Genomic DNA, 9679 nt, shown 5'->3' on the forward strand with positions numbered 1-9679 from the left:
CTTCCGGACAGCCTCCGCGCGGTCCGGGCCCGGCGGCGGAGTGGCCGGGCCCGCGCCGCGCCGGTTCCCGTCCCGCCTTCGTACCAGCCGGGCCCCGGCCGCGGCGGGCGGAACGACGGGTCGCGCCGTGGCGTTGATACTTTTGGTGCGCGCACGACCCGACGCGCGGGCCCCGGGCCCGCGCGGGCACCGTGCCGTGGAGCGGCCGCAGGCGCGGCCGGTGCGCGCCCGAGCGGTCACTAGGATCGCCGTCGACGCTCCACCGACTACCGACCCAGGAGTCCGGAACCCGTGACCTACCTCGCTCTCGGACCCAGCTGGTTGGATCCGGACCAACTGATCTCGACGTTCGGCGTGATCGGCCTGCTGATCGTCATCTTCGCCGAGTCGGGTCTGCTGATCGGGTTCTTCCTGCCGGGCGACTCGCTGCTGTTCACCGCCGGTCTGCTGGTGACCGCCGGCAAGCTGGGCACACCGCTGTGGCTGCTGTGCCTGCTGGTGTGGATCGCGGCGGCACTGGGTGACCAGGTGGGCTTCCTGTTCGGCCGCAAGGTCGGCCCCTCGCTCTTCAACCGTCCCGACTCCAAGCTCTTCAAGCAGGAGAACGTGGAGAAGGCGCACGCCTTCTTCGAGCAGTACGGCCCCAAGTCGCTCGTGCTGGCGCGGTTCGTTCCGATCGTGCGGACGTTCACGCCGATCATCGCGGGCGTCAGCCGCATGGACTACCGCTCGTTCGTCATCTACAACGTGATCGGCGGCGGCCTGTGGGGCATCGGCGTGTCCGTGCTGGGCGCCGCGCTCGGCAAGGTCGCGTTCGTGCACTCGCACATCGAGCTGATCCTCGTCGCGGTCGTGCTGGTCTCCGTGGTGCCGATCGCGATCGAGTACCTGCGGGCGAGGGGCAGGGCCCGCAAGGAGGAGGCCGAGCGGCCGCCGTCGCCGTCCGCCGGCCCCGGCGCAGGCCCGCAGGGGCGTGGGCCGGGCGACCCGTCGTCGACCATGCCCATGCCCACGCTGGACGCCGAGGAGTTCGGGAGCGACGGTGACCCCGCGGGCCGCCCGGGCGCCGGTGCCCGCGGCGGCCGGGACGGCGCCCCGGGAAACGGCAACGGATACGGCAACGGGTACGGGGACGCGAACGGCAACGGCAACGGCAGCGGCGACGCGAACGGCTTCGGCGACGGGCGGCAGCAGTACGCGCAGGTGCCCTACGGAGGCGGACAGGCGGGAGACGCCCCCTACCCGTACCAGCAGCCCCAGCAGCCCCAGCAGCCCCAGCAGCCCCAGCAGCCCCAGCAGCACCAGGGACAGCAGACGTACGGCTACGGGAACGACGCGTACCAGGGGCGGCCGCAGGGCGGGCAGCCCCGGCCGGCGCAGCAGCCGTACGGTGACCCGCGGGATCCCGGAGCCGGGCAGCCCTACCAGGGGCAGCAGCCGGGGCCCCAGCAGTCGTACCCGGGTCAGCAGCCCCAGCAGTCCCAGCAGCCCTACCCGGGCCGGCAGCCGCAGCAGCCCCAGTCCCAGCAGCCCCAGGCGTATCCGCAGCAGCAGTACCAGCAGGCGGCCCACCAGCAGCCGTACGGCAACGCCCCTCAGCCCCAGCAGCAGCCCGCGTACCCCCCGCCGGGGAGCGGCGGTGGATACCAGCAGCCCCAGCAGCAGCCCTACCACCAGGGGCACCAGGGGGAGCAGGGCCACCAGCAGGGGCCGCACGGCTACCAGCAGCCCCAGCAGCAGGGGTACCAGGGCCAGCAGGGCTATCAGCAGCCCCAGCAGGCGCCGTACCCGCCCCAGTACCAGCAGCCCCAGCAGCAGGATCCGTACGGCTACCCCCAGCAGGATCCGCGGGGGCGCGGGCACGGCCACGGGCAGGACGCCGGCCCCGAGGGCGACGACGGCACGGATCCCCGGGACCGCGGCCGCTACTGACGCCCCAACCGCCACCGCCACCGCCACCGCCACCGGACCGGTGGCCGGCACGATTCCGCGGCCGCCGGCCGAGACCGGGCCCCCGTGCTCGGGCCGGCCTCGGGGCCCCGGCGCCGACCCGGCCCCGCCCCGGAGGAGCAGCACCGGCTCCCGGGTCTCCCGGCGCGCCGCGCCTGCCGGCTCAGAACCCGCGCGTGCGCTTGGCCGCCCGGCGGGCCGAGCCGCGGGTCGCGCCCGGCGCCTTCAGGAACAGCCGGGAGATCTCACCGCCGAGGTTCACGCCGACCGCGATCGCGAGGGCGAGCGCGACCGCCTTGGACAGCGAGGCGAGCCCGCGGTCCAGTTCGTTCTGCGCGATGCCGAGGAGCCCGAAGTACGTGGCGGAACCGGGCAGCAGCGGGCCGATGGCCGCCGTCACGTACGGCAGGGAGCTGGAGAACTGGTAGCGGGAGAACAGCTGCCCGAACAGGCCGACCAGGCCGGCCGCGACGGCCGTCGCGGCGACGGGGGAGATGTTCGCGGTGGTGTGCATCGCGCCGTAGACCGTCCAGGCGACGCCGCCGTTCAGCGACACCATCAGGACCGTGCGGCGCTCCTGTTGCAGAAGGACCGCGAACGCCATGGACAGCGTCACCGACACCAGGATCTGGATGATCGGCCTCGACGAGCCCGTCATGGGCGCGCTGTCCGGGTTCAGCTCCGCCCCCAGCTGCACGCCCAGGTACAGCACGATCAGCACGCCGACCACGATCGCGATGAAGAAGTACATGACCTCCAGCAGGCGCGCGGCCGCGGTGATGTAGTAGCCCGTCAGGCCGTCCTGCACGCCGGCGACCAGCGCCCGGCCCGGCAGCAGCGCGAACAGCCCACCGGTGATCACCGCGGACGGCTTGCCGTCCCAGGACAGCGCCGAGCCCGCCACCGTCAGCGCCACACCCATCGCGGCGGGCGGCATGGCCGCGACGACGAACTGGTAGAACTCCGGCAGGCCGCGCCCGGCGCACAGCCAGGCCAGCCGGTCGCCGAGCATCGCGCCGACGAGCGCCGCGACGAACACCACGAAGTCACCGCCGACGAGGACGGCGGCGGAGCCGGCCAGCACGCCGCTCGCCAACGTCAGCGCCCAGCCGGGGTACGGGTGGCGGTTGCGGCGGATCGCGGCGAGGCGGCGGTAGGCCTCCTCCAGCGTGACGTCCTCGTCCTCGTTGGTGATGTCGTCCACGAGGTCGAACACGGCCGACAGGCGCGTGTAGTCGGTGCCGCGGCGCCGCACGACGCGGCTCGCGGTCACCGGGTCCTCCACCAGCGACGGCTGGTGGGAGATCGAGATGAGGGTGAACGTGACGTTGGGCTCGCAGCGCTCCAGGCCGTACGCGTGGCTCACGGCGAACATCGCCGCCTCCACGTCCTCCGCGCCCTCGCCGCCCGCGAGCAGCAGCTCGCCGATGCGCAGGGTCAGGTCGAGGACGCGCGGTACGGCCGGACCGGTGACGTCGTGGCGCTGGACGATCTCCGGCAGGGGCCGGTCGCCGACCGGCATGCGCAGCAGGGTGCGCATGCGGTCCTGCCAGGGGGTCTCCTTGGTGAGCCGCACCATCGGCACGCCTTCGGCCGGGGTGAAGGCGGACAGCGCCGCCGTCTGGGGGTACGAGGGCGGGGGCGGGGGCACGTCCGTGGACACGCCTTCGGGCACCGCGAACTCCGAGGTCGGGTTCTCGTCCTCGGGCACCGGCGGCTGCGGCCACCCGAGCGGCGGGGTGAAAGCGCTGTGCGGCTCGTCCGCGGGTGGCTTCCTGTCCTCGGGACCGTCAGACTCGGCCACTCGTCCTGCCCTCGTTCCTTGCTCGCACGGCCTCCTGCCGCGTCTGCCCAGTATGGCCACGGACATGGCCGCGGACACGCCGGGAATCCGCCCGCGGCACGCGAACGGGCGGCGCGCCGTGCTCCGGCGTGCCGCCCGTTCGGGATGGTGCTCACTGTGCGCTCAGACCGCTGCGGAACGTGCGCCGCGCGCGCCCCGGCGCACTGCCCGCGGTGCGCGCGCCCGCACGCCGCCGCGGGGTCCGTGCGTCAGTGGTGTGCGCCGCCCTGGGCCTCGAGGCGCTTGCGGGAGGCCTCGATCTCGGCCTCGGCCTCGGCGCGGCCCACCCAGTCGGCGCCCTCGACGGACTTGCCGGGCTCCAGGTCCTTGTAGACCTCGAAGAAGTGCTGGATCTCCAGGCGGTCGAACTCGGAGACGTGGTGGATGTCGCGCAGGTGCTCCACGCGCGGGTCGGACGCCGGGACGCACAGCAGCTTGTCGTCGCCGCCGGCCTCGTCCGTCATGCGGAACATGCCGATGGTGCGGCACTTGATGAGGCATCCGGGGAACGTCGGGTCGTCGAGGAGCACCAGCGCGTCCAGCGGGTCGCCGTCGGCACCGAGGGTGTTCTCCACGAAGCCGTAGTCGGCCGGGTAGCTGGTCGCGGTGAAGAGACGACGGTCGAGGCGGATCCGCCCGGTCTCGTGGTCCACCTCGTACTTGTTCCGCGATCCCTTGGGGATCTCGATGGTGACGTCGAACTCCACGGGTGGTTCCTCCAAGATCAAGACATGCGGTTGTGAACGTGACGTTGCCGGCGGCCTCGCGTCCACCACCCGGACAGGGGCGACGAGCGCGCCGCGTGACGCAGTGATTAAGTGTCCCCCACGAGGTCATGTGATCGCGAAAGGGGCTGGTCAGCCGTGCTCGATCAGAAAGCCTGGCAGGTCACGGCGGGTTCCGTCGTCCTCGGCCTGCTGGTCGCCGCGGGTGCCGTGGCGGTGTCCGGTCCCTGGGACAACGGTCAGCGTAAGGCCGAACGGGCCTGGGCCGCCGGGCAGGACCGAACGGGTGGCGCACATCACGGCGCGCCCGCGCCCGGACGCGCGCCCGCGCGCGACCCGCGCCCCGCGCCGAGCGCGGGCCCCGTCCTCCAGGCCCTCGGGGGCGACGACGGCGACGCGGCCGCGGACGACGGGACCGCGGACGGCTCCGGCGCCTCCGGACACGCGCACACCGGGACCCGGGCGGAGGCCGGCGAGGTGCCGATGAACCTCGCCAGGACCCTCGGCCCGCTGCTCTCCAGCCCCGCGCTCGGCCACGTCACCACGGCCTCCGTCGTGGACGTCGAGACCGGCAGGCAGCTGTACGGGAAGAACCCGACCCGGCCCATGACCCCGGCGTCCACCGTGAAGCTCGCGACGATGACGGCCGCGCTCTCGGCCGTCGGGCCCGACCACCGCATCCCGACCACCGTGGTGGCGGCGGACGGCGCGAAGAAGATCACCCTCGTCGGCGGCGGCGACCCCAGCCTCGACAAGAAGGCCCTCGGGAAGCTCGCCGACGCCACGGCGCGCGCGCTCAGGGACAAGGGCGTGCACGAGGTCGCCCTCGGCTACGACGTGTCGCTCTACTCGGGGCCCCGGCAGCACCCGATCGGTCCCAACGACAACATCGCGCCCGTCGTGGCCCTCACCCTCGACGAGGGGCGCCTCGACACGACCACCAGCGGACCGGCACCGCGCAGCGGCGACCCGGCCGGCGACACCGCCGAGGAGTTCGTGCGGCAGCTGCACGCGCGCGGCATCACCGCCACGAAGGCGGCCGCCCCCGCGAAGGCCCCGAAGGACGCGCGGCGCCTCGCCGTCGGCTACTCGGCGCCCGTCTCGGACCTCATCGAGCGCGCGCTGACCGAGAGCGACAACGACATCGCCGAGGCCATGGCCCGGCAGACCGCCCTCGCCAAGCACCTGCCCGCCAGCTTCGCGGGCGGCGCCAAGGCGGTGAAGGAGCAGCTCTCGAAGCTCCGCATGCCGCTGGGCGGCACGGTGTTCACCGACGGCAGCGGCCTCAACCGCAAGGACAAGGTCACCGCGGGCCTGCTCACCTCGCTGCTGGCCCGCGACGGGGACCCCGACCACCCCGAGCTGCGCCCGGTGCTGACCGGTCTGCCCGTCGCGGGGTTCAGCGGCACGCTGCTGGACCGGTACGAGGGCGCCGGGGCGGCCCCGGCGGACGGGCTCATCCGGGCCAAGACCGGGACCCTCACCGGCGTCAACACCCTCGCGGGCACCGTCGTGGACGCCGACGGGCGGCTGCTCGCGTTCGCCTTCATGGCGGACGCGACGCCGTCCCCGGCCGAGGCCGAGAAGGCGCTCGACCAGGCCTCGACGGCGCTGCTGCCGTAACCCGCGGCGCCCCGCGGCCCCCGTCCGCCCGCTCCGCGCCCCCGGCGCCGCCGGGAAGCACCGGCGCGCGCCCCGCCGCAGGTGGCGACGGATTTCTCACAACCGGACCCGCACCGCCCCGGGCGCCCGCGCGCCTCCTTACGATGGTCCGGCCGGTGCCGTACCGGAGAGCCGGTGGTCACAGCCCGGTGGTCGTAGCGAGGAGCCGAGGAGACGACGTGTCCGACGAGCGCGGCAGGGTGAACCCCGACGCCGAGGCGGAAGCCGACGAGAAGCCCATCAAGCAGCGGAAGAACGGACTGTATGCCGCCGTGTCGGACGAACTCGCGGAGAACATGAAGACCGGCTGGGCCGACACCGAACTGCACGGCCTGGCACCGATCCCGCAGGCCGCGCGGACCGTGGCCCGGCGCGAGGCGCTCTCGGCGCGCTTCCCCGGCGAGCGCCTCGTGGTGCCCGCGGGCAACCTGCGGACCCGCTCGAACGACACGGAGTACCCCTTCCGCGCGTCGACGGAGTACACGTACCTCACCGGCGACCAGACGCACGACGGCGTGCTGGTGCTGGAGCCCGTGGGCGACAGCGGCCACACCGCGTCGATCCACCTGCTGCCGCGCTCCGACCGGGACAACGGCGAGTTCTGGCTCGACGGCCAGGGCGAGCTGTGGGTCGGCCGCCGCCACTCGCTCGCCGAGTCCGAGCAGCTGCTGGGCCTGCCCGCCCGGGACGTCCGCAAGCTCGCGGGCACCCTCGCCGAAGCCACCGGCCCGGTCCGGGTCGTGCGCGGCCACGACGCCGGCGTCGAGGCGGCACTCGCCGACAAGGTGACCGCCGAGCGCGACGAGGAGCTGCGCGTCTTCCTGTCCGAGGCCCGCGCGGTCAAGGACGAGTTCGAGATCGGCGAGCTGCAGAAGGCGGTGGACTCCACGGTCCGCGGCTTCGAGGACGTCGTGCGGGTGCTCGACCGGGCCGAGGCCGAGACGAACGGCGAGCGCTACATCGAGGGCACGTTCTTCCTGCGGGCGCGCGTCGAGGGCAACGACGTCGGCTACGGCTCGATCTGCGCCTCCGGCCCGCACGCGACCACGCTGCACTGGGTGCGCAACGACGGCCCGGTGCGCTCCGGCGACCTGCTGCTGCTCGACGCCGGCGTCGAGACGAACACCCTGTACACGGCGGACGTGACGCGCACCCTGCCCGTCGACGGCCGCTTCAGCGACCTCCAGCGCCGGATCTACGACGCGGTGTACGACGCCCAGGAGGCGGGCATCGCCGCGGTGCGGCCGGGCGCGAAGTACCGCGACTTCCACGACGCCGCGCAGCGGGTCCTCGCCGAGCGCCTCGTCGAGTGGGGGCTGCTAGAGGGCCCGGTCGACTCGGTCCTCGAACTCGGCCTCCAGCGCCGCTGGACGCTGCACGGCACCGGCCACATGCTCGGCCTGGACGTGCACGACTGCGCCGCCGCGCGCCGCGAGGCCTACGCGGACGGCACGCTGGAGGCGGGCATGTGCCTGACCGTCGAGCCGGGCCTGTACTTCCAGGCGGACGACCTGACCGTGCCGGAGGAGTACCGGGGCATCGGCGTGCGGATCGAGGACGACCTCGTCGTGACCGAGGACGGCAACCGCAACCTGTCGGCGGGCCTGCCGCGCTCCTCCACCGAGGTGGAGACCTGGATGGCGGGCCTGCGCAAGGCCTGACCGGCCCCGCCACGCGAACCGCCGGCGGCGGCCCCCGGCCGGCGGGGCCGGCACGGGCGGCCGCGGGCAGCGGCCGGTGGCCGCGAACGCGAGAGGACGCTCCGCTCCGCGATCAGATCGCGCCGAGCAGGGCGTCCTCGCGCCATTTCAGGACCTTGTCGAAGCTGACCACCGCGCCGTGGTCCGGTCCGTTGCGGAAGTGGACGTGGTCCGCGAGTTCCTCGATCAGTCCGAGCCCCCGGCCGTTCTCCGCGGTCGGGGACGGCGGCGGAGCGGGGTGCCTGACGACCCGTCTGACCGGGAAGCCCGGTCCTGAGTCGGCGACTTCGATGCGGCACTTCGCGCCGTCCAGATACGCGGTGACGCGGTAGCCGTCGCTCTCGCAGGGCCCGCTCCCACCGTGCTCCACTGCGTTGGCGCAGGCCTCGGTGAGCGCGACCGACAGGTCGAAGGAGATGTCCGGGTCGACTCCGGCCGTGTCCATCGCGCCCAGCAGCAGGCGGCGCGCGAGCGGCACGCTGGCAGCTTCGCGCCGCAAGTGCAGAGACCACCAGATGCTCATGCTCCAGCCTCCTGGCCGCGGCTCGACATACCGTTACGTATTGCCCCTTGCCGCCTTCCGTAAGCCCGCGTCCCGTGGTAAAGCGCTCATTCGGCCGACGCGTGCGTGACAGGTCGCGGTGTATGGGGCAGAGCGTGACGTTGCGGACCTGCCCCACCGGGCCGAAGGGCGCGGTGGGATGATGGGGCCGCCATGCTTCCCCCCGCACGCGCCGCTGTCGGCGCACGGCTGCTGAGGGCCGCGGTGTTCGCCGCGGTCTGCGCCGTGCTGTCCGCCGTCGGCCACGGGCTCGCGGCCTGTGCCGCCGTCCCGGCGTGGACGGTCGCGGCCGCCTTCCTCGCGCTGTTCGCGCTGTCGGCTCCCCTGGCGGGCAGACCCCGCGGCACGGCCTCGACGGTCGCCGCGCTGACGGCGGGCCAACTGGGCCTGCACGTCCTGTTCGGGCTCGCGCAGCAGCGCATGTCGGTGTCGGCAGGCGCCGGCGGCGACGTGCTCGTGCGCACCGCGGCGACGCTCGTGTGCGGAGCGCGCCCCGGCCTCACGCACGCGCAGGCGGTGCGCATCCTCACCGACGCCGGCATCCGGCCGGCCGACGTGCTCGCCGCTTCCGGCGCTGCGCAGGGCGGAAACGGCGCGGGGCACGGGGTGTTGACCGGCATGGCAGACATGCCCGGGATGCACGGAATGGCGTCGATGGCAGGCATGCCCGGGATGCCGGGCATGACGGGTTCGTCGGATCTCTCGGGGCTGCTGCCCTCCCTGCCGATGGTGCTGGGCCACCTGCTGGCGGCGCTCGCCACCGGCTGGCTGCTGCGCCGCGGCGACCTCGCGCTGGGGCGGATCGTCCAGCTCTCCGCGCAGGGCGCGCAAGGGCTCGGCGAGGTCACCGAGACGCTGACCGACGCGGCGGCGCTGCGCGCGCTGCGGGCCGCGGTCGCGCTCGCGTGCCACCTGCTCGCGGGGCTGCCCGGCGCCACCGCGCCGCGCCGCCCGGCCCCGGTCGCGTACGGCATACCGGCGAAGCCCCCCACGGTGGCGCTCCAGCACGCGGTGATCAGGCGCGGGCCGCCGGCAGCGGTCGCTCTCGCCGCCTGACACGACCCCTCGCCGTTCCCGGCTTCCCGGCACGGGCGGGCGGCGTCGTGCTGCCGCCGTGCGACCGCACGCGGCTCCCGCCACCACCTCACCCACCGTGGAGAGTTCAGTGTTCCCAGCCGAGACGTTCCCGCCCGCGCCCGCCGAGAGGCCCGCGCGCACGTCGCCCGCCCCCCCGGAC

The 9679-nt window shown here is 74.2% G+C and carries 7 protein-coding genes; 4 read left to right on the forward strand and 3 right to left on the reverse strand.

Annotation, left to right across the window (positions count from 1 at the left end; genetic code table 11):
- The first annotated feature begins 291 nt into the window (after window positions 1-291).
- A complete protein-coding gene (locus tag L1885_RS17250) occupies window positions 292-1932 on the forward strand; it encodes a DedA family protein (RefSeq protein ID WP_235798018.1) in 1641 nt (546 codons plus the stop codon).
- A gap of 181 nt (window positions 1933-2113) precedes the next feature.
- On the opposite strand, the gene L1885_RS17255 is transcribed toward L1885_RS17250, so the two are convergent.
- Both L1885_RS17255 and L1885_RS17260 read right to left on the reverse strand, forming a co-directional pair.
- Entirely contained in the window at window positions 2114-3754 is a 1641-nt protein-coding gene (locus tag L1885_RS17255) for a threonine/serine exporter family protein (RefSeq protein WP_235798019.1), read from the reverse strand.
- Window positions 3755-4002: 248 nt separating this feature from the next.
- Complete coding sequence (locus L1885_RS17260) at window positions 4003-4500, reverse strand: inorganic diphosphatase (RefSeq protein WP_235798020.1); 498 nt, start codon at window positions 4498-4500, stop codon at window positions 4003-4005.
- A gap of 156 nt (window positions 4501-4656) precedes the next feature.
- Between L1885_RS17260 and dacB the strand changes: the two genes are divergently transcribed.
- Together dacB and L1885_RS17270 are read left to right on the forward strand one after the other, a co-directional pair.
- Window positions 4657-6141 carry a D-alanyl-D-alanine carboxypeptidase/D-alanyl-D-alanine endopeptidase gene (dacB, locus tag L1885_RS17265; RefSeq protein ID WP_235798021.1) on the forward strand — a complete coding sequence of 495 codons (1485 nt, stop codon included), beginning with the start codon at window positions 4657-4659 and terminating at the stop codon, window positions 6139-6141.
- Window positions 6142-6359: 218 nt separating this feature from the next.
- Complete coding sequence (locus L1885_RS17270) at window positions 6360-7841, forward strand: aminopeptidase P family protein (RefSeq protein WP_235798022.1); 1482 nt, start codon at window positions 6360-6362, stop codon at window positions 7839-7841.
- A gap of 112 nt (window positions 7842-7953) precedes the next feature.
- Here the strand turns inward: L1885_RS17270 and L1885_RS17275 are convergent, their stop codons facing one another.
- Window positions 7954-8403: an ATP-binding protein gene (locus L1885_RS17275; protein ID WP_235798023.1), complete on the reverse strand. Its 450-nt coding sequence runs from the start codon at window positions 8401-8403 to the stop codon at window positions 7954-7956.
- A gap of 192 nt (window positions 8404-8595) precedes the next feature.
- On the opposite strand from L1885_RS17275, the gene L1885_RS17280 reads away from it, so the two are divergent.
- On the forward strand, window positions 8596-9498 hold the full coding sequence (locus tag L1885_RS17280) for a hypothetical protein (RefSeq protein ID WP_235798024.1): 903 nt from the start codon (window positions 8596-8598) through the stop codon (window positions 9496-9498).
- The last annotated feature ends 181 nt before the right edge of the window (window positions 9499-9679 follow it).

Source organism: Streptomyces fuscigenes (assembly GCF_021556455.1).
In the GTDB taxonomy this organism is placed as follows: Bacteria; Actinomycetota; Actinomycetes; order Streptomycetales; family Streptomycetaceae; genus Streptomyces; species Streptomyces fuscigenes.